Source organism: Plantactinospora mayteni (genome assembly GCF_016862935.1).
Classification (GTDB): Bacteria; Actinomycetota; Actinomycetes; order Mycobacteriales; family Micromonosporaceae; genus Plantactinospora; species Plantactinospora mayteni.
Map to the genome: position 1 here is coordinate 72,823 of NZ_BONX01000053.1, position 19,981 is coordinate 92,803.

At 70.0% G+C, this 19,981-nt stretch carries 14 protein-coding genes; 9 read left to right on the plus strand and 5 right to left on the minus strand.

Annotated elements, in window-relative coordinates:
* Nucleotides 1-178: 178 nt before the first annotated feature.
* A complete protein-coding gene (locus Pma05_RS34645) occupies nucleotides 179-697 on the plus strand; it encodes a sigma-70 family RNA polymerase sigma factor (protein WP_203861737.1) in 519 nt (172 codons plus the stop codon).
* Nucleotides 690-2,012 carry a beta propeller repeat protein gene (locus tag Pma05_RS34650; protein ID WP_203861738.1) on the plus strand — a complete coding sequence of 441 codons (1,323 nt, stop codon included), beginning with the start codon at nucleotides 690-692 and terminating at the stop codon, nucleotides 2,010-2,012. Before Pma05_RS34645 ends, Pma05_RS34650 begins: the two co-directional genes overlap by 8 nt.
* 104 nt (nucleotides 2,013-2,116) lie before the next feature.
* Here Pma05_RS34650 and macS read toward each other — a convergent pair whose 3' ends face one another.
* Both macS and Pma05_RS34660 read right to left on the minus strand, forming a co-directional pair.
* The gene (gene macS, locus Pma05_RS34655) at nucleotides 2,117-4,123 is read right to left on the minus strand and encodes a MacS family sensor histidine kinase (RefSeq protein WP_203861739.1); all 2,007 of its coding nucleotides are present in this window, start codon (nucleotides 4,121-4,123) and stop codon (nucleotides 2,117-2,119) included.
* A gap of 231 nt (nucleotides 4,124-4,354) precedes the next feature.
* A complete protein-coding gene (locus Pma05_RS34660) occupies nucleotides 4,355-5,326 on the minus strand; it encodes a LysR family transcriptional regulator (RefSeq protein ID WP_203861740.1) in 972 nt (323 codons plus the stop codon).
* A gap of 109 nt (nucleotides 5,327-5,435) precedes the next feature.
* Here Pma05_RS34660 and dnaE point away from each other — a divergent pair, with 109 nt between their 5' ends.
* Genes dnaE through Pma05_RS34675 form a run of 3 tightly spaced genes read left to right on the plus strand, consistent with a single transcriptional unit; the run spans nucleotide 5,436 to nucleotide 11,975 of the window.
* Complete coding sequence (dnaE, locus tag Pma05_RS34665) at nucleotides 5,436-8,978, plus strand: DNA polymerase III subunit alpha (protein WP_203861741.1); 3,543 nt, start codon at nucleotides 5,436-5,438, stop codon at nucleotides 8,976-8,978.
* A complete protein-coding gene (locus tag Pma05_RS34670; protein ID WP_203861742.1) occupies nucleotides 8,975-9,367 on the plus strand; it encodes a DUF6300 family protein in 393 nt (130 codons plus the stop codon). The genes dnaE and Pma05_RS34670 overlap by 4 nt, the downstream gene beginning before the upstream one ends.
* Nucleotides 9,368-9,419: 52 nt before the next feature.
* Complete coding sequence (locus Pma05_RS34675) at nucleotides 9,420-11,975, plus strand: sialidase family protein (RefSeq protein ID WP_203861743.1); 2,556 nt, start codon at nucleotides 9,420-9,422, stop codon at nucleotides 11,973-11,975.
* A gap of 485 nt (nucleotides 11,976-12,460) precedes the next feature.
* Here the strand turns inward: Pma05_RS34675 and Pma05_RS34680 are convergent, their stop codons facing one another.
* Both Pma05_RS34680 and Pma05_RS34685 read right to left on the minus strand, forming a co-directional pair.
* On the minus strand, nucleotides 12,461-13,348 hold the full coding sequence (locus tag Pma05_RS34680; RefSeq protein ID WP_203861744.1) for a metallophosphoesterase family protein: 888 nt from the start codon (nucleotides 13,346-13,348) through the stop codon (nucleotides 12,461-12,463).
* Entirely contained in the window at nucleotides 13,345-14,241 is an 897-nt protein-coding gene (locus Pma05_RS34685; protein ID WP_203861745.1) for an endonuclease/exonuclease/phosphatase family protein, read from the minus strand. The genes Pma05_RS34680 and Pma05_RS34685 overlap by 4 nt, the downstream gene beginning before the upstream one ends.
* A 53-nt stretch (nucleotides 14,242-14,294) precedes the next feature.
* Between Pma05_RS34685 and Pma05_RS34690 the strand changes: the two genes are divergently transcribed.
* The 3 genes from Pma05_RS34690 (at nucleotide 14,295) to Pma05_RS34700 (ending at nucleotide 18,018) form a co-directional block, all read left to right on the plus strand.
* Complete coding sequence (locus tag Pma05_RS34690) at nucleotides 14,295-15,266, plus strand: hypothetical protein (RefSeq protein ID WP_203861746.1); 972 nt, start codon at nucleotides 14,295-14,297, stop codon at nucleotides 15,264-15,266.
* Between the two features lie 162 nt (nucleotides 15,267-15,428).
* Nucleotides 15,429-16,031, plus strand: coding sequence for a GNAT family N-acetyltransferase (locus tag Pma05_RS34695; RefSeq protein ID WP_239313716.1), 603 nt, complete (start codon nucleotides 15,429-15,431; stop codon nucleotides 16,029-16,031).
* 655 nt (nucleotides 16,032-16,686) lie between these two features.
* Complete coding sequence (locus Pma05_RS34700; RefSeq protein ID WP_203861748.1) at nucleotides 16,687-18,018, plus strand: vWA domain-containing protein; 1,332 nt, start codon at nucleotides 16,687-16,689, stop codon at nucleotides 18,016-18,018.
* 138 nt (nucleotides 18,019-18,156) lie between these two features.
* Here Pma05_RS34700 and Pma05_RS34705 read toward each other — a convergent pair whose 3' ends face one another.
* Nucleotides 18,157-18,816 (minus strand): MSMEG_1061 family FMN-dependent PPOX-type flavoprotein, encoded by a 660-nt coding sequence (locus Pma05_RS34705; RefSeq protein ID WP_203861749.1) that lies wholly within the window; start codon nucleotides 18,814-18,816, stop codon nucleotides 18,157-18,159.
* 285 nt (nucleotides 18,817-19,101) lie between these two features.
* Here Pma05_RS34705 and Pma05_RS34710 point away from each other — a divergent pair, with 285 nt between their 5' ends.
* A complete protein-coding gene (locus Pma05_RS34710; RefSeq protein ID WP_203861750.1) occupies nucleotides 19,102-19,977 on the plus strand; it encodes an alpha/beta fold hydrolase in 876 nt (291 codons plus the stop codon).
* Nucleotides 19,978-19,981: the final 4 nt, after the last annotated feature.

Below are 19,981 nucleotides of genomic sequence, written 5' to 3' on the forward strand. Positions count from 1 at the left end.
CGACGAGATCGAGTCATGTAGTTACCGGCGTGTCGCACAGGTGTGTCAACGGCGGGGGAGTCGAGGGCTGGGAACAACGCAGCCGCGGGCCGGTTTCGTCGAGGGAGACAGGTGCGGTGCAACCGGACGGTGGCGCCGCTGGTCCTTCCTGAAACGATCGTCGAACTGGGGAGAGCGTGTGGATGCCGAGGACAGGGTGCGCCAGGCGTACCAGGTCTACTACCGGCGGCTCGTGGCGCAGGTGTTCGGCTTGGTCGGCGACCTGGCCGAGGCGGAGGACGCGGTGCAGGAGGCGTTCGCCCGGGTGCTGGCCGCGCCGAGGTCCTTCATCGATGCTGACGACTCCGAACGTTGGCTGCGGGTGGTGGCCCTCAACGTCGCCCGGACCCGCTACCAGCGCCGGTGGGTCTTCGACCGGCTCGTCCGCGCGGGCCGGGTCGAGGTGACTCCGGCCGCTGTGCCGGGGCTGTCCGCCGACCGGGTGGCGCTGCTCGCCGCGCTGCGGCGGCTGGCACCGCCGACCCGCGAGGCGGTGGTGCTGCACTACCTCGCCGACCTGCCGGTCGGCGAGGTCGCCGCCACGCTCGGGGTGCCGACCGGCACGGTCAAGGCGCGGCTGGCCCGCGGCCGGGCCGCGCTCGCGCGCTTCCTCGCCGACGATCCCGCCCCGCTGTCCGAGGAGGTACCCCATGCATGAGCCGCACTTCGACGGGCTGCGAACCTACGCCGATGACGCCGCCCGGCAGCCCGACTTCGCCGTCATCCGGCAGCGGGCTGCCCGGGTGCGCCGGCACCGGCGCCGCGCCACCGCGTCGAGCGTCGCGGTCGTGATCGCCGCGCTGGTGGCGACCAGTCTCGGGTACGCGGTCACCGGCGGCCCGCAAATTGCCGCTCCGACACCGTCTCCCAGCGTCGACCCTGATACCGGCTGGCCCCGCGTCACCAGCGTCGTGGCCACCGGCCCCGCCGACCTCTACGCGGTGGTCGAGCGCTGCCGGGACTGCGGCCCCGAGCTGTACGCCTCGGACGATGCCGGTGCCACCTGGCTGCGCCGTTCCGTGCCGCCCACGGCGGACAGCGCCGCCCCGTCGCCATCCGCCGTGATCGTCCCGCTGGGCCGGGGCGTGCTCGCTTGGCAGCAGCTCAGGGTGGTCAGCCTGAAAGAACTGGAGCCGTCGCGCTCGCCGCAGGTGTCGCCCTCCGCTGAGCCGGCGGACGGCGCCCCGAGCCCGTCGGCGACCGACCGGCTCTGGACCACGGTCGACGAGGGCCGGACGTGGCGCCGGGCGGTGGTCGAACCGGAGCCGGTCGCCACGGTGCCGGCGGGCACCCGGCCGGTCGACTGCCGCTTCGTCGGGCAGCCCTCGCCGTGCCAGCTCTACACGGTGAACCCGGCCAGTGGCCGGTTCGCACCGCTGGCCCACCAGCCCACCGGGATCACGGTCCAGGACTGGTGGACGGGCCAGACGAACATCCCGCTCGGCGCCCACCTGTGGGTGCCCGGAGTGGACCCGGTCACCAACAAGCCGGCCATCGCGGCCAGCTCCGACCGTGGCCGGACCTGGCGCACCCACGTGTTCACTGCCGGCGTGCCGGCCACGGTGAACCACGGGAGGATCGCCGGAATGTACCTACCGACAGTGGCGGCCGACGCGGGCGGGACCGCGTACGCGCTGATCCGCCGCGACGACAACGTGCAGGATCCGTACCGCACCACCGACGGCGGTACGACCTGGCTGCCGCTGCCCGGCGGTGCGGTGGCCGACGTCCCGGGTCCGGGCTTCGTCACCGCCGACGGCGCTCACGTCCTCCTGTCGGACCAGGGGCTCCGGGTCAACCGCGACGGCAGCCGGTACCAGCCGATGAGACTGCCCGGCTGCCCGGCCGAACTGACGCAACTGGGCGCGATCACACCCTCGCACCAGGCGGCCGGTCGCTACCTGATCTTCTCGGACCAGCGAATCTGCCTCTCGGACGACGGCTGGACGTGGCGGACGGTGACGGTGCCGTAGCCCGATCCGGCGCGGGTGCCCGGGCCGGGCTCTCGGTACCGGCCCGGGCACCCGTAACGGCGTGCCGGTGGCGCTGGAGGTCGGTCACGGGCCGGTGTAGAGCATCAGGTTCGGTGCGCCCGCCGCGGAACCGAGAACTCGACCTCGGTTCCTTCGCCTGGACTGCTGGAGATCGTTGTCGTGCCGTCGAGGTCGGCGATCCGGCCACGCATCGACTGGGCAACGCCCAGCCGGCCCGCCTCGGCTGCCTCGGCCAGCCGCTCCGGGAGGAATCCGATCCCGTCGTCGCGGACGGTGACGCGTACCGTGTCCTCCTCGTCCTCCAGCAGCACCCAGGCGCGGGCGCCGGGGCCGGCGTGCCGGCGTACGTTGTCCAGGGCGGCCTGCACCGCCGCGGCCAGTTCCCCGGCGGTGTGTGCCGGCAGCAGTACGGGCTCGGCCGGCGCCGCGACCTCGAAGCGAGGAGATGCGAGAGCCGTCAGAAGCGCCCCCAGATCCTGATCACCGTCGGCATGGGGGCTGGCTGCTCCGGTGAGCAAGGTCCGCAGGGCCACCTCCTGTTCGGCGGCGAGCGTGGCCAGTTGGGTGCCCTGACCGCCGAGGTCGGAGCCGTGGCGCTGCACCAGCGTCAGTACCTGCAACACGCCATCGTGGATGGAGCGGGCCAGCCGTTCCCGCTCGGCGGTGGCGGCGTCCTGGCGGATCTGCTCCGCCTGCTTCCGCTCGGCCCGGCGTACGGCGATCTGCTGCGCGAAACCCAGGCCACCGATCGCCGCGCCCGCCACCAGTAGCAGCACGGCCGACGTGGTCAGGTGGAATACCGGGTTGAGGTAGGACCCTACCGGCGACCCGTCCCGCAGGTAGGTCGTCTGGACGGTCTGGAGCCCACCCGCGGCCAGTACGGCGGTTACCGGTCCCAGCATGGCGGGGAGGGCGCCGCGCGGCGCCAGCACCGGAGCCGTGGCGCCGACGACCGCGGTCGCCGCCGCGGTGATCACGACCAGGATGAGTGATGCCGGGATGGCGATTCGTTGATCCGCCAGCTTCTCGGGTTGTCCGGAGGTCGCCGCGTAGGCGATGAACAGCGCCACGGCGGCCAGCACCGTCAGCGCGCTGGCCAGCGGTATTCGCCACCGACTGCCGGCCACGACCGCACCGAGCAGCACACCGGCCAGCGCGCAGAGCCACCCCAGCGGCCCGCTGAACGCCAGGGCGGCCAGAGCGATGATCATCGGCGCCACGACGGCGATCCGCATCGTCGCCGCGATCAGCGCCGCGCCGACCGACCAGAGGCCCGCGACGAGGCCGATGCCGGTCGCGGCTACCAGGGTGATCGCCCCGACAATGGCGGATTCCACGAAGCTGCGCAGGTACAGGGCGGTGAAGTTCACCCCGAGCAGCGCGGCCATTCGCTCGGTGGTCAAGAGGGCCAGCGGAAGCGCCAGGCATGCCACCAGCGCGCCGATCACCACCAGCCGGCCCCGGCGCCACGACCAGCCTGCGGCGTCGACCAGCCCGATCGCGCCGGGGTCGCCGCGCCTGCCGCGCCACGCCGCCCACGACACTCCGACGAACCCGAGCACGGCCAGGCCGGTGTGCCAGGCGGGGATATCGCTGTTCGAGGTCAGCCAGCCCGCGCCGGCGATGACGGAGCCGAACAGTTGGGCGCCGGTGGAGAGGCCGGTGATTGCCGCGCCCCAGCCGGTCGAATGGGGTACGAGGCTCTGGGCGCACGCCAGCACGCCCAGGATCGCCAGCGGGTACCCGGCCTTGGCCACGGCGCTGACCGCAAGCGGAAAGGTCAGCCCCGCCGACGTCGACAACACGTCGGGCACGGTCAGTAGACCCGCGACGACCAGCAGGTACGGCCACCACCGCAGCGCGCAGAGCCCGACGACCGTGGCCGCGACGGGCACCAGCAGGAACGCCCATCCGCCGCCTTGGAGGCCGCCGTGCCGTGGGGTGTCGATGAACGGCGGCAGTCCGTTGGCGTAGCGGGGTGACGTCCACACCACCAGAAACAGGCAACCGCCCAACCCGCCCAGCAGCGCCGGCAGACACCGACCGGGTAGACCGGGAAACACCCGTGGCCGGGCCATCAGTTCGTCCACGCGTACATCATCACCAGTCGTGCCCCGCGGCACCTGCCCTGGCGCGGCGGCGGCCGAACCGAGAGGAGACATACGAGCAAGATCCCGGGATCGGTTCGTCGTGACCTGAGTTTCGCTACTCATCCTCGATAGGTATGGCCGCCTGAATCGACGCAGCGACACCGCCTCGCTCCGGTTCGAGGGCGGGCCCCATGCAGCCGTCTGCTGCGCTGGTCGACGCAGCCATCGGCCTCACGACCACGCACGCGGCATGGCCCACTTCGGTACCCAGGTCTCGGCGTCACGGTGCGGGCGCTGCGCGAAGCGGATGTAGTTGCGGAGCGTGGCGAGGCCGGGGTGCGGATTGTCGCGGTGCCAGATCAGTGAGTGCGGGTAGACCGGCGTCGGTTCGCGCACCGGAATGCGTCGCAGGTCGTAGTCTGCCGGCCAGAGCAACCGGACCTGCTCCCCGGTGAGGGTGGCCAGCGTCGGAGAGTCCGCGAGTACGTCCAGCAGGTGGTCGGTGCCGAAGTTGGGGCCGATCCGCTCGATGGTGAGCCCGAACGCGGCGGCAAGATCGTCGTAGTAGGCGGCCCATTCGGTGCCGGGCACGATTCCGGGTATCCAGATCCGGTGTCCGACGAGATCGGCGGGGGTGACCGCGCGGGCGGCGGCCAGCGGGTGGGCCGGTCCGGTGAGCAGTTGGTGGGGATCGTCCAGGACCCGCGCCGCCATGACGCCTTCCCGGAGTTGCTGTTCGGGTACGGTGACGGCCCGGAACGAGGCGTCGATCGCTCCCGATTCGATGGCGTCGACAGCCTGGTCGACACCGATATCGACGAGCGTCACGACGTCGAGGTCGATGTCCGGGTACGCCCGGTGGAAGTTGTGCAGTAGTGCCGCCGGTCCGACCCGACGATTGAGTACGTCGATCCGCAGCGTGCGGCGTTCGGGCCGCACCGAGGCAACCGCACGCGCCTCGACCCGGAGCAGCGTGCGCGCGTGCGGCAGGAACGCCTGCCCGTCGACGGTGAGCTGGGCGCCCCGAGAGGTACGGGTGAACAGCGCCACGCCGAGGTCCTTCTCCAGTACCGCGATGCGCTTGGAGACGGCCTGCTGGCTGATGCCGAGCCGGGCGGCGGACTCGCTGAAGAAGCGCTCCTCGGCGACCGCGACGAAGGCACGGACCGCGCCGACATCAAGATCCGCCGCACCCTTGTCCACAACCGTTGGTTGTGATTCGTCGGCGTGTTGATTGTTGGACAACTGGGTCTGCCCTCGGGTCGAATGCTCCGGTCGAGGGCGAGCCTACAGCCAGGGGGTGTGGTCGTCAGTGGGTTCCTTCGTGCATCTCCACGTGCACACCGAATACAGCATGCTCGATGGGGCCGCCAAGGTGGGCCCGCTGATGGCGGAGGTGTCCCGGCAGGGGATGCCCGCCGTGGCGATGAGCGACCACGGCAACGTGCACGGGGCGTACGAGTTCTACCAGTCGGCCCGCAAGGCGGGGATCACGCCGGTCATCGGCATCGAGGCGTATGTCGCGCCCGCCTCCCGGCATCACCGACAGTCGACGTACTACAGCGACAACCTCGGGTTACGCCGGTCCAACGACGAGACCGGGGAGGGCGGTGACGTCTCCGGCCGGGGTCTCTACACGCACATGACGATGTGGGCGGCCGACGCCCGGGGCCTGCGCAACCTGTTCCGCTTGCAGTCCCGGGCCTGGCTGGAGGGCCATGTCCAGAAGTACCCCCGGATGGACGACGAGCTGCTCGCCGAGCACCGCCAGGGCATCATCGCCACGACCGGTTGCCCGTCGGGCGAGGTGCAGACCAGGCTGCGGCTCGGCCAGTACGACCGGGCGGTCGAGGCCGCCGCGCGGTATCGCGACCTCTTCGGCAAGGACAACTATTTCCTGGAGTTGATGGACCACGGTTTGGCCATCGAGCGCCGGGTCCGGGACGAACTGCTCCGGCTCGGCAGGCACCTCGACCTGCCACCACTGGCTACCAACGACTCGCACTACGTCACCGAAGACCAGGCCCGGGCGCACGACGCGCTGCTCTGCGTCGGCACCGGCAAGCGGCTCGCCGACACCGACCGCTTCCGGTTCAGCGGCAGCGGCTACTACCTCAAGTCGGCAGCGGAGATGCGGGCGCTGTGGGACGATGCCGTACCCGGAGCCTGCGACAACACCCTGCTGATCGCCGAGCGGACCGGCGACTACGCCGAGGTGTTCGCGCACCGGGACCTGATGCCCCGCTTCCCCGTCCCCGATGGCGAGACCGAGTCGAGCTGGTTGCGCCAGGAGACCCTGCGGGGAGCACGTCGCCGTTACGGCGACGCCGTGCCGCGGGAGGTGCTCGACCGCGTCGACCACGAACTGTCGGTCGTCGACACCATGGGCTTTCCGGGCTACTTCCTGGTGGTCGCCGACATCTGCCGGTACGCCCGTGAGCAGGGGATCGGCCTGGGCCCCGGCCGTGGCTCGGCCACCGGCTCGATCGTCGCCTACTGCACGGGGATCACCGAACTCGACCCGATCGCACACAAGCTGATCTTCGAACGCTTCCTCAACCCGGAGCGCGTCACCATGCCCGACGTCGATCTGGACTTCGACGACCGGCGGCGCGACGAAATGATCGACTACGTCACCCGCAGGTACGGCGACGACCGGGTCTGCCAGATCGTCACGTTCAACACCATCAAGGCCAAGGCCGCCGTCAAGGACTCCTGCCGGGTGCTGGGTCTGCCGTACGCCCTGGGGGACCGCATCAGCAAAGCCTTCCCGGCGGCGGACGGCGGCAGGGAGATCCCGCTGGCCGCCATCCACGACGAGCGGCACCCCCGCCACGGCGAAGCGGCCGAGCTGCGCCAGATGTACCAGCAGGACCCGGAGGTCAAACAGGTCATCGACAGCGCGGTGGGCCTCGAGGGTCTGACCCGGGGCACCGGCATCCACGCCGCCGGCGTCATCCTCTCCAGCGCTCCGCTGATCGACGTGATCCCGCTGGTCAAGCCGAAGGCCGACGGCCCGGTGATCACCGGCTTCCCCTTCACCCAGGCCGAGGACATGGGCCTGCTGAAGATGGACTTCCTCGGCCTGCGCAACCTCACCGTCATCGGTGACGCGATCACCAACGTCCGGGCCAACAAGGGCATCGACATCGACATCCTCGACGTCCCGCTCGACGACGCCAGGACCTACGAACTGCTGGCCCGCGGTGACACGCTCGGGGTCTTCCAGCTCGACAGCGGCGGGATGCGGGTCCTGCTGAAGCTCATGCAGCCCAGCACCTTCACCGACATCGCCGCGGTGAACGCACTCTATCGACCCGGCCCGATGGAGATGAACGCACACACCAACTACGCCCTGCGCAAGACCGGCAAGCAGCCGGTCGAACCGCTGCACCCGGAACTCGAGGAGGCGCTCGAACCCATCCTCGGGGACACCTACCACCTGGTCGTCTTCCAGGAGCAGGTGATGGCCATCGCCCAGCAGCTCGCCGGGTACTCCCTCGGCGCGGCCGACCTGCTGCGCCGGGCGATGGGCAAGAAGAAGAAGGAGGTCCTGGACGCCGAATGGGACCGCTTCTCCGCCGGGATGCGTACCCGTGGCTTCTCCGACCAGGCGATCAAGGCGGTCTGGGACGTGCTGGTCCCGTTCAGTGGCTACGGGTTCAACAAGTCACACACCGCCGGGTACGGCCTCGTCTCCTACTGGACCGCGTACCTCAAGGCCAACCACCCGCAGGAATACCTGGCCGCACTGCTCACCTCGGTCCGGGACGACAAGGACAAGATGGCCGTCTACCTGTCGGACTGCCGACGCCTGGGCATCCGGGTGCTGCCTCCCGACGTCAACGCCAGCCAGTTGGACTTCGCCGCCGTCGGCTCCGACATCCGCTTCGGCCTGGGCGCGGTACGCAACGTCGGCGCCGCCGTCGTGGCAGCCATCACCGCCACCCGGGAGACCAGGGGCCCCTACACCGACTTCAACGACTTCCTCGGCAAGGTCCCGCCCGTGGTCTGCAACAAGCGGGCCATCGAATCACTGGCCAAGGCCGGCGCGTTCGACGGCCTGCGGCACCACCGCAGGGCCCTCGTCGCGGTACACGAACAGGCCGTCGACGCGATCGTCGACATCAAGCGCAACGAGATCCACGGCCAGGACTCGCTCTTCGGCGAGCTGGGCCAGAGTGCCGGCTTCTCGATCGCCATCCCGTCGGGAGAGTGGGACAGAACCACCCTGCTCGCCTTCGAACGCGAGATGCTCGGCCTGTACGTCTCCAGCCACCCACTCGACGGGGCCGAACGCGTGCTGGACGCCAACCGCGACACGACCATCGCCGACCTGCTCACCTCTGCACGGCAGGACCGGGCGATCCAGGTGAGCGGCATCGTGTCCGGCCTGCAACGCAAGATCACCAAGCAGGGCAACCCGTGGGCGATCGTCACCCTCGAAGACCACGACGCCGCCGTGGAGTGCCTGATCTTCCCCAAGACCTACACCCAGTACGGCGACGCACTGGCCCAGGACCGGGTGATCTCCGTCCGAGGCCGGATCAACGTACGGGACGAGACGACGAGCATCTACGGTGAGGAGATCACCCCGCTGGACGTCTCGCAGCCGAACACCGAGCCACCCGTGGTGATCGCGCTCCAGCAAACACAGGTGAACCCCCGACTCGTCCAGGAACTCAAGTACATCCTGACGACACATCCCGGTCGGGCGCCCGTACACGTACGCCTGGACGGCCACGGCGGACGGAGCGTGCTGTTGAACCTCAAGCCGTTCCAGGTCGCCCCGGGACCGGCGTTCTACGGCGACGTCAAGGCGCTGCTCGGCGCGGATGCGATCGGACGCGCATGACCGGTGACTGGCCGTGCCATCGTTGCGGCACCGACAACGTCCTCGCCGTCCTGCGTCGTCCCGGCACCTGGACGAACGCGGCAGGAAACCGGATCCCGGTTGTCCACGAGCGTCATCTGTGCGCCCGCTGCGACGCGGACGATCCCCTCTCCGGCCCGGTCGTCGAGTATCTCACCGCCGGCGAGGGCCGGGATCGGGAAGACGCGACCCAGCTCGCACGGGATCTGCTCCGCTGGATCGATCACGCGCGACCGGCGACACCGGACGAGGACGCGCTGACAGCCGAGATAGACGCCTGGTACCGCGGCGAGCGTGATCGGCAACTTCCCCAGAGCGGAACGGGATTGACGCGCGGCACGGCAGTTGACGGCGGCGAAGCCGGTGATTAGTTTCAGTCAGGCCGATGACTGTGACAACTATCTACACGTCGGGAGCTACGTCATGCGGTTGTTGCCCTGGTCCGCCCGTCGATCAGCCCGCCAGGTGGCGGCCTCGCTCGCCGCCAGCACACTGCTCGCCACCGCCGTGCTGGTCACGGCAACGGTCGCGCCAACCGGACCGGCGCACGCCGCGCTGGTGCAGGAGCCGATCTTCAAGCGGGACACCTTCGGAGCGCAGTGTTACCGCATCCCCGCGATCGTCCGGACCAAGGCCGGCACGCTGCTGGCCTTCGCCGAGAAACGGATCTCCGGGCCCGGGTGGTGTAACGACGGAGGCCACATCGACCTGGTGATGCGCCGCTCCTTCGACAGTGGGCGGACCTGGGTACCGCCGGTCAGCCAAGCGCCCGACGTGGTGCTGGAGGGCACCGACACCGACCCGTCGGCCGCGGCCACCCGGGGCAACCCGACGCCGATCGTGGACCTGACCACCGGCCGGATCATCCTGCTCTCCACCTTCAACCCGGGCACCACCACGCGGCCACGCACGCCGTACGTGCAGTACAGCGACAACGACGGGGCGCCGGGTTCCTGGAGCACGGCGCGCAGCCTGGCCGCCGAGATCGACATGCCGGACTGGGGCTGGTACGCCACCGGCCCGAGCCACGGCATCCAACTCGGCCGGGGCGCGCACGCCGGCCGGCTGGTCGCCGGAGTCAACTTCTCCGACGGCACCAACCGCAACGGCGCCGCGCTCGTCTACAGCGACGACGGCGGCGACACCTGGCGGCGGGGCGCTACCGACATCAGGGCGACCACCGACCTCATCCCCCAGGAACTCTCGCTCTTCGAGCGCACCGACGGCGGCATCTACGCCGCCGCCCGGAACCAGAACGGCGCCACCACCCCGACCCGGGCGTACGCGGTCAGTCGGGACGGCGCGGCCACCTTCGAGGCGCCGTTCGCCGGTGTTGCCAACCTGCCCACCACGCCCCAGGTCCAGGGCTCGACGCTGCGGCTGCGCGCCACGGACGACGGCGACCGGTACAACCGGGTGCTGTTCGCCTCACCCGCCGACCCGGGCGCCCGCAAGAAGCTGACCATCTGGTCCTCGTACAACGAGGGCAGCACCTGGACCTCGGCGGCGCCGAAACAGATCACCGCCGACCGGTCCGGCTACTCGGATCTGACCGAACTCGCCACCGGGGAGATCGGCCTGCTCTACGAGGCCGGACCGGACACCACGGCCGGCGACGCCCGCGACGAGATCCGCTTCGCCCGGTTCACCGAGAGTGACCTCGGCCTGCCGGACGACTACTCGGGCGTGGTCAGCCCGGACCTGTCCGGCGCGAACAACGACGCCCGACTGCGCGGCGGGGCCACCCTGGCCGCGGGCCGGTTCGACGACGCGGTCACCCTGGACGGCGTCGACGACCACGTACACGTGCCGTTCGCCGAGTCACTGGCGATCGGCGCCAGCGACTTCACCGCCACGGCCTGGATCCGATACGGCACCAGCACCGCCGACCAGGCCGTGCTCTGGGCCTACAACCAGGGCGACTTCTCCCAGCTCTGGCTGCGCGCCGAACCGGGCAGCAACCGGATCCGTGGCTTCATCCAGAGCGGCAGCGTCAGCGCCTCGGTGAGCAGCACGAACGCGTACAACGACAACGCGTGGCACCACGTCGCGCTGCAACGGGCCGCCGGGCAGCTCAGGCTCTGGGTGGACGGCGCCGTGGTGGCCAGCGCCGCCGCGCCGACCGGTTCGATCAGCCCGGGCCGGCCGTTCAAGGTGTACGTCGGCCAGCGGCTCGACGCCACGCAGCGGTTCAAGGGCCAACTCGACGAGGTACGGATCTACAAGCGGGCGCTCAGCAGCAGCGAGATCGGCGACATCCGTACCCGGAACGCCATCACGGCCTCCGGCGCGGTGCTGCGGCTGCCGTTCACGGCGAACAGCCCGACCACGCCGGACACCTCCGGCGCCGGCAACGTCGGCCTCGTCCGGGGCGGCGCGACCCTGACCGCTGGGAAGTTCGGCAGCGCGCTGGCGTTCGACGGGGTCGACGATCACGTGCACGTGCCGTTCAGCGGCTCGCTCGACCTGGGTTCCGGCGACTTCACGGTGGCTGCCTGGCTCAGGTACGCCGGCGGCCCGAACAGGCACACCATGCTCTGGGGGTACGACTACGGCACGGCCACCGGGCAGATCTGGCTGCGCGCCCATCCGGCCGAGAACCGGCTCATGGGCTGGGTGGAGAGCAGCACGGCGTCGGGCTGGGCGCAGTCCCCGGCGGCGTACGGCGACAGCGGCTGGCACCACGTGGCCGTGCAACGCACCGCCACCCAGGTGCTGCTCTGGGTCGACGGGGTGCGGGTGGGCACCGGGACGGCCCCGGCCGGATCGGTCACCGCTGGACACCCCACCGACATCCTGGGGCTGTACGTCGGCCAGCGGCCGGACGGCGTCGACCGGCTCGCCGGCGCCCTCGACGAGGTACGCGTCTTCACCCGCGCGCTCACCGCTGACGAGCTGAACCGGCTCTACCTGTCCAACGCGTCGATCACCGACGGCCTCGTCCTGCGACTGCCCTTCGACCGGACCGACCCCGCCTGAGACCCGACGGGCATCTCCGGCGAGGGCAGGTGCAAATGCTTGGCGCGGGGATGAACCGGATGTCCTACCCCGTCGTGTCTCCAGGTGAGGCCTCACCCGCAATCACCTGTGACGACACGAGAAGGACAACGAACGATGGCAGTGAACTCAGTACGCGCGGCGCGCGTGTGGGGAGCGGCCGTGCTGGTTGCCGGTGGATCGCGACATCTGGTGGTCCGTTCGCGCTGTAGACGCATCGGGGAACTACGTCTCACGGATGAGCAACAGTGTGCAAAGTCCCTGCCAGGAAGCTGGCTGACAAGGGCCGGAGCAGTTGATCCGACGGCAGGGGCCCGGGCCGGTCAGCTGATCAGCCCGGGCCCCTGCCCTCGGCAGTCTCGGGTGTCTCCGCCCGATCTCGGCGCGGATGAAACTCTCCACCAGGTCCCACGCCTCGTGGTCGCGGTTCCGGAGCGGTCCAGCGGCATCTGGCCCACCGCGTCGGCCTACCCGTTCCCTGCTGGTGAGACGAATCCGCCGAGATCGAAGTGATCACCGCTCACTTCGGCAAGCCATCCGTCGTGGACGTACTCGAAGGCGTACGTCTCGGTGTCCAGCAGACCGATGCTTCCCCGCGCGACCTGTTGCTCGGGGTTGGCCCGTTCGGGACGTCGTCGACTCGTCTTCGGGTAGACCAGTTCGGCGAGCGCATAGGAGAGGGTACGACCGTAGCGACGCGGTCCGTTCTCGTGGTGGTAGTGACCGCTGACGTGCAGTCGTGGTTGGAGATGCTCGATGAGTCTGGCCAACTTCACCGAGCCTTCGGCGCGCCCGTGCCAGTCCTGGCACATGCCGTGCGGGCCGTCGTGGGTGACGAGGATGTCGACGCTGCCGGGTTCGGCTGCGAGCAGGTTCGCGTATTCGGCGGTGTCAAGGTCCATGTAGCCGGCGGACTCGATCCGGCCGAGAAAGGCGGTCCTCTGACCCGCGATGACGGTCTTGTGGCCGCAAGCGACATGACGGAAGGCGCCCGACGGGTCCACCGGTACGACGTTGGCGCCTTCCGCCTGATGGAGGCTGGTGAGCCACTCGAAGTCCTCGTGGTTACCGCTCACGAACAGAACCCGCGGCACCTGCGCGAGGGCAAGGCTCACGGCCGATGAAAGTTGCGGCGAGGGGTCGAGCAGACGAAAGAAATCGGCCTGGGCAGGATTCTCCGCTGCGAATCGCCGGCTCGGCCCGTCCAGCCGATCCGGAGTGGGGTAGGCACCGAGATCTCCCACCTGGATCGCGGCGTCCAGCCGGATCCCCCGGTGGCGTTGCAGCGCCACCAACGCGCCGAGCGCATGCAACACGCAGCCGTGGACATCACCGATGAACGCGATCGTCGTCATCGCTGCCCCTGTCGTGACTCCGGTGTTCCGCCTCGGGGCGAGCCGGCTGGGTCGAGCCGACGCCCACCGTGATGTCGGTCGTCGTCGTCGACGACGGCGGGGTGCGGTCGTGGTGGAGCCGGTGAGAAGTCAACCCGAAGTGGCAGGTGGTCCGAGGGTTCGGTCAGCGACGGCAGCGCGGTGTCGCGAGAGAGCCTGGGCAGGGTAGCGGGGCGTGGCTGGAGTCGGCCGGCTGAGAACAGCAGGTAGTCGAGCTTGCGGGGCCGGCCGTTGACGGCGCTGGTGTCCCACGGCCGCTGGCTGCGGCAGCTCTCCTCCATACCTCGCTCCAGTGCGGGCGCCAGCACTATGCTCTGCGAGGTGGCGTTGAAGTCGCCGGCGAAGATCCACGTGGCGGTCGGGGCCACCGCGTCGCGGTGCGTGACGAGTTCGCGCATCTGGTGGTAGCCGACATGCTCGGCGCGCGGCGTCGACTCGGGTTGCCACGCCAGGTGGGTGCACGCGACGTGTAGCGGCTGGTCGTCGATGGTGAGCTGGACGACCAGTGCCAGGTTGTGGTCGCCGGAACGCTGCGTCTGGAAGTGCAGCTCATCGTGTCCGAGCCAGCCGAACAGGGAGCGACGGGCGAAGACGGCCGCCCCATCGGGGCGCTGGCGGCGCTGGACGTAGGCCGCGTGATGGGTGGTCAGCAGGCGAGCGCGCAGGTCATCGTAGATCGCGGGCTCGAGTTCCTGTAGGCACAGCAGGTCGGCGCGAAGCTCGTCGATGCGGGCGAGCAGCAGGGCGTGCCGGCGGGTCGGGTCGAGGGCCTCCGGACAGGACAGGGGATAGCGATCGCGGTGGGCGAAGGACTGGGCCAGAACGTTGTAGGTCACGGCCGTGAAGGTCGTCATGCAGCGCACGGTATTCGTCAACGTTGGGGCCACGGTAGGACACGTTTTCGGACATGGCCGTGACCGACACCTCCCCGACGGGCTGCACGTGGGGGCGCTATCTCGAACAACTGACCGACGAGCATGGCGGGTGGACCGCGCTGACCCACCTGCTCATCCGCCGCGGCGGCCCGTCGGTGGGGCTGCCGGACGATCCGGGAACGATCGAGCGCGGGCTACGCCGCCTCAAGACCCGGGGCAACGCCCCTGGCGGGCAGTACGGGCGCTGGCTGCTGCGCTACTTCGGTGTGCCGCGTCCGCTGGAGGACACCGCACGCTGGATGGGGCAATACCATGCCCGCTTCGCCGATCTGCCGCTGTCGCTGCGCGAGGCTCAGCTGTTGTTGTGGGACCGGCCGCCGATCGCCGAGTCACCCGCTGCGTGCTGGATCCACCTTGGCCTGGCCTCGGTCGCGCTGCGCCGAGGAGACATCGATGACGCCCGGCTCCGGCTCACCCGCGCCAGCGGCATGACGCAACCGGCGGCTCAAGTCGAATCGGCGCTGCTGGAGGCCCGCCTCGACATGGACGCCGGACTACCCGCCCGCGCGGACGAGGTACTCGCGAGGGCACAGGGGCAGATCACACGGCTGCCACCCGGTGGCGAGCGGGACTGCTACCACGCACGCTGGGCCGATCAACGTGCCTACCACCTCATCCACGCCGAACCGGTGGCACGCCTGTCCCAGGCGGCGGGGCTGTATCGCTGCATACCCGCCCGCAGCCCCGCCGCCTTTGCGCTCTTCCGCCGTCATCACGGACTGGCGTACTGCCACTGGAAACTCGGCGACCGCGACCGGGCGACCCGCCACGGCCGAGCAGCCGTCGAACACGCTGGCGATGCCGGCCTGCTCCGCTTCCGCGTGATGGCACTGCAACTCCTGGCCCACATCGAACCGGGTGAGGGTCGCGGGCTACGACGCCGGGCCGACCGCATCATCGCCGAGTTGGAGCACACAGACCTCGAACCCCGTACCACCCCATAAACAGTCACGAACCACGCAGACCTGACAGATGCCTCCAGGGGCTGGCACGCCGGGCGGATCCGAGTCTGGCTGACCCGACGGCTGGGGCGGACGCGGTGCTGCCTCGGCCGCTGCGCGACGCCGAGTTGGGGTCGGGTCGGCCGGCTTGGCAGGATGGTGGGCGTGCCAGCTCTCCAGCAGTCCGCCGCCCTCCAGCCTGCTTACCCGGTCCGCACCCAGCGGCTGTTGCTGCGTCCGCTCACCGCCGCCGATGTCGACGCGCTGCTCGCCTACCGGAGTCGACCCGACGTCTGCCGTTACGTGCCCTTCGAGCCGATGACCCGCGACGTCATCACCGAGCGGCTCGCCACCCTGTGGGCGAACACCGACCTCACCGACGAGGGCCAGGCCCTGGCCCTCGGCATCGAGGTCGCCGAGACCGGTCAACTGGTCGGTGACGTGGTGCTCTTCTGGCACAGCCGGGAACACCGTGGCGGGGAGATCGGATACGTCCTGAACCCCGACTTCTCCGGTCACGGCTACGCCACCGAGGCGGCACGCGCACTGCTACACCTGGGCTTCGACCACCTCGGCCTGCACCGCATCACCGCACGGATCGAGGAACGCAACGAACCCTCGGCGAAGGTCGCGCGACGGCTCGGGATGCGGCAGGAGGCCCGACTGGTGCACAACGAGCGTTTCAAGGGGGAGTGGAGCACCGAACTCGGCTTCGCGATGCTCGCCGACGAATGGCAGGCGTACCCTTCTCAACGATCTTCGCCCTGACCACCGCCCGATGGTCGCCACGACCAGCGCATCCCGCGGCGTCGCCGCCCGGAGCGGGGTAGGTCGATGCGGGCGGCCCGCCCGGGTCGGGTACCCGAGGTCGCGCCGTGCCGCGGCGACCAGGGTCCACGCCCCGGGCGGGCCGGGTGCGACCTTTCCTACCGATCAGCCCCTGTTGACCCGGACCTTCGTCGACGTCCTCGCGGACGCCCCGGCCGGCTGCTGCGGTACCACCACGAGGCCGTAGTTGTAGTTGGCCATCAGCGGATCCTTCAGGCCGTCGTCGTTGATGTCGGCAACGGCCAGCCCGCGCGGTGAAGGAACTCGCGGGCGGCAACTGGGACCTGAGGAACTCGTTGCCCAGCCAGCCGTCCGGCCGTTGCAGCAGTACGCCCACCGAACTCCAGCCGCCGTGCGTGATGGCGACGTCGTTCCGGCCGTCGTTGTTCACGTCGGCGATGGCGATCGCGTCCGGTATCTCGTAGACGGAATCCGCCCGTCCGCGAAGCGCACGTTCGCGATGAGCAGGATCCGCTGCCCCTGCTCCACCGAGCCCGGCGACACGGTGACCGTCGTCGTGGTGGCCGGTTGGTGCCGGTTGGTGCGCGGCACTACGCTCGGCGGAGTTCGAGGGCCCGACAAAGGAGTGGCCACTGTGCACATCACCGCCCACCTCGATGTCGACATGATCGCCATCGAGACCGACGACAAGTTGTCCGTGATGATCGAGCTGAACGCTCCGCCAGCGCCCGACGGCGGCGACGGCGTGCGGGTGCCGGGCACGCTGGAGGTCGTGCTCGACCGTAGCGGCTCGATGGAGGGTGGTCGACTCGACGGCGCGAAGACCGCGCTGACCAGTCTGGTCGACCGGCTCGACCCGCGTGACCACTTCGGCCTGGTGGTCTTCGACGACGCGGTCGACGTTGTGGTACCGGCCGGGCGGCTGACCGACAAAGCGGCGGTCAAGCGGGCGATCGCGGGTGTGCGGACGCGCGGCGGTACGGACCTGTCCGGCGGCTACCTCCGTGGGCTCCAGGAGGCTCGACGGGTGGCCCGCGCGGCGGGTGCCACCGTGCTGATCATCAGCGACGGGCATGCCAACGCCGGTATCACCGACCCCGACGCGCTGGCCCGGGTGGCGGCCGAGGCGTACACACACCGGGTGACCACCTCGACGCTCGGCTTCGGTCTCGGCTACGACGAGCGGATCATGTCGGCGATCGCCCGTGGTGGTTCCGGCAACGAGCACTTCGCGGAGGAGCCGGACACCGCCGTGGCGCTCATCGCCGGCGAAGTCGAGGGACTGCTCGCGCAGACCGCCCAGGCCGCGTCGCTGCACCTACGACTCACCCCGGCGGTGCGGGGCGTCCTGGTGGTCAACGACCTGCCGGCCAACGCGGTCGACGACGGACTGCTCATCGAACTCGGCAGCTTCTACGCCGCCGAGACCCGCAAGCTCGTGTTGACCTTCGACATCCCGGCCCTCGCCGAGTTGGGCCTGACCGAGGTGGCGACGCTGACCTTCACGTACGTCGAGCTGCCGGCGCTGGCCCAGCACACCGTGACGGTGCCGGTGCACGTCAACGTGGTGCCCGGCGACCAGGCCGCCGGCCGGGTACCTGATCCGGTGGTACACACCGAGCTGGTCTACCTGCGGGCGCAGCAGGCGAAGCGGCGCGCCTCCAACCTGCTCAGCGGTGGCGACTCGGCCGCCGCGCTGAAGGAGATCCAACAGGCGCAGCGGGAGATCGCCCAGGCGCAGTTCGGTGCGCCCGAAGAGCTGGCGGCCGACCTCGCCGAGGAAGCGGCGACGCTCAGCTACCTCGCTCAGGAGACCGAGACCGGATCGGCATCGCGGGCTGGAAAGTATCTCTCGGCCAGCTCCCAGGCCCGGCTCCAGAAACGCGGCCGTACCTACAACACCCCGCCCCTCCCACCTACCGGCGAGCCGAACACCGACCCAGACCCCGACCAGAAGAGCAGGTGAACGACTGGCGAAACACGCCGTGATGCCGTGATCCAGCCCTGCCCAGCGCGGTCGAGGAACTCATCCGGCAGCGCGACGAGCGTCAACGGGCCTGAGTGCAGCCGGCCGCCCGCGTCGGGTGAATCGCGGTGCGGCCCGTTACTCGTACCGGTACTTCAGCGAGTCCGCCTCCGTCTGCTCGATGTCGGCGATCGTCAGTTCCGGCATCCGTAGCTGGGCCAGCGTTACCTCGGCTGAGGTCGGCTGGGCGTCCGCCGGCAGCCACTGATCCGGCTTCCACGCCGCGCTGCGCAGCAGCGCCTTGGGGCAGTGCGGGTAGACCTCGTCGATCCCCAGCACCAGCGCACTGGCCGGCGGCTTGCCCACGGCGGTCAGCTGCGACAGCAGGTCTGGGCGGGTGGAGACGCATGCCCGGCCGTTCACCCTGAGCGTCGTGGTGCGTCCCGGGATGACGAACAGCAGCCCGGCCCGTCCGGTCGCGACGATGTTCTGAAGGGTGTCCAGACGCTTGTTGCCGGTCGCGTCCGGTATCGCCACCGTCCGTGAATCCAGGACGGTGACGAATCCGGCGGGGCCGCCGCGCGGGGAGACGTCGAAGTTGCCCTCGGCGTCCGCGCTGGCGACCAGGATCAGCGATGCGCAGCCGATCAACCGCCGGGTCTCCTCGGTGAGTTCGGTCATCTGCTTCCGCACGGCCGCGTCGCTGGGGAATTCGTAGGCCCGGCGCAGCGCCTCCTGGTCGGGAACGGCGTCGAGACGCAGCGAGTCGAAGGCACTGGCGGCAAGGGCTGGCGTCATGCCGCCGACCCTAACGGACCGACCTGGCTGACGGCCTGACCAGACCAGGGGTGATCGCGGCGATCCGGAGCTTGTCGCGGTGGTGGCTGCCGATCGTGTGGTACCAGCGGCGGGCCGCCGTGGGCCCGGGTTTCGGGTCTCACGGCGCCCGCCCTCGGGACCGGTCGGGCGGGACTCCACCGGGCACCGGGCACAGCCGCGTGGAGCGTTGGCATGATCGAGGCAGGTGTACGAGCCCCGGGAGCGGGTAGCCCACGGCCGTGTGTCTCCGCAGAGGGAGTGGCAATGGGTGGCGGGCGAATTCCGGGTTCCTTCACGGAGCAGACGGCGCAGGTCGGCGACGTCACGATCAACTATGTTCGGGGCGGTCGGGGCAGCACGCTGGTCCTGCTGCACGGCTATCCCCAGACGTGGTACATGTGGCGGAAGGTTCTGCCGGAGCTTGCCGAGCACCACACGGTCATCGCGCCCGACCTTCGGGGGGCCGGCGGCAGCGACGCCCCGGCAGGAGGCTACGACAAGAAGACCCTCGCCGGCGACGTCCACGGCCTGCTCACCCAACTCGGCCTCGATAGCGATGTCAGCATCGTCGGACACGATATCGGGACCATGGTCGCGTACGCGTATGCCGCCGCTCACCGCGATCGCGTGCGCAAGCTCGTGCTCACGGAAGCGCCGATCCCTGACCAGAGCCTGTACCAGGTCCCGTCACTGACCCCGAAGGGACCGGGCTTCTGGAACTTCGGCTTCTTCAACCTCCCGAACGGTCTGCCGGAACAGATCGTGGACGGTCGCGAGGCCCTCTGGGTGGATCGGTTCACCGATTCGATGGAAGTCCAGAAGACCGGCATCGGCGACGACGATGTCCGCGAGTACGCCCGGTACCTGCAAGACGAGGCTCACCTGCGGGCCAGCTTCGACTACTTCCGAGCGCTGCCGCAAGATGTCGCCGACAACGCTGAGTACGGCAAGACGAAGTTGACCATGCCGGTTCTCGCACTCGGCGCCCGAGCCAGCCTCGGTGAGGCGGTACCCACCCAGGTCGCGCAGTACGCCACGACGGTGACCGGCGGCGTCATCGAGGACTCTGGCCACTGGATCTTCGAGGAACAGCCGGCCGAACTCACCGCGCAGCTCAGAAACTTTCTCCAACAGACCTGAGCCG

Coding starts and splice junctions, on each gene's coding strand:
- Pma05_RS34670 (WP_203861742.1), top strand. CDS start 8,975: ATGACCGGTGACTGGCCGTGCCATCGTTGCGGCACCGACAACGTCCTC.
- Pma05_RS34680 (WP_203861744.1), bottom strand. CDS start 13,348: ATGACGACGATCGCGTTCATCGGTGATGTCCACGGCTGCGTGTTGCAT.
- Pma05_RS34675 (WP_203861743.1), top strand. CDS start 9,420: ATGCGGTTGTTGCCCTGGTCCGCCCGTCGATCAGCCCGCCAGGTGGCG.
- Pma05_RS34650 (WP_203861738.1), top strand. CDS start 690: ATGCATGAGCCGCACTTCGACGGGCTGCGAACCTACGCCGATGACGCC.
- Pma05_RS34710 (WP_203861750.1), top strand. CDS start 19,102: ATGGGTGGCGGGCGAATTCCGGGTTCCTTCACGGAGCAGACGGCGCAG.
- Pma05_RS34690 (WP_203861746.1), top strand. CDS start 14,295: ATGGCCGTGACCGACACCTCCCCGACGGGCTGCACGTGGGGGCGCTAT.
- Pma05_RS34685 (WP_203861745.1), bottom strand. CDS start 14,241: ATGACGACCTTCACGGCCGTGACCTACAACGTTCTGGCCCAGTCCTTC.
- Pma05_RS34705 (WP_203861749.1), bottom strand. CDS start 18,816: ATGACGCCAGCCCTTGCCGCCAGTGCCTTCGACTCGCTGCGTCTCGAC.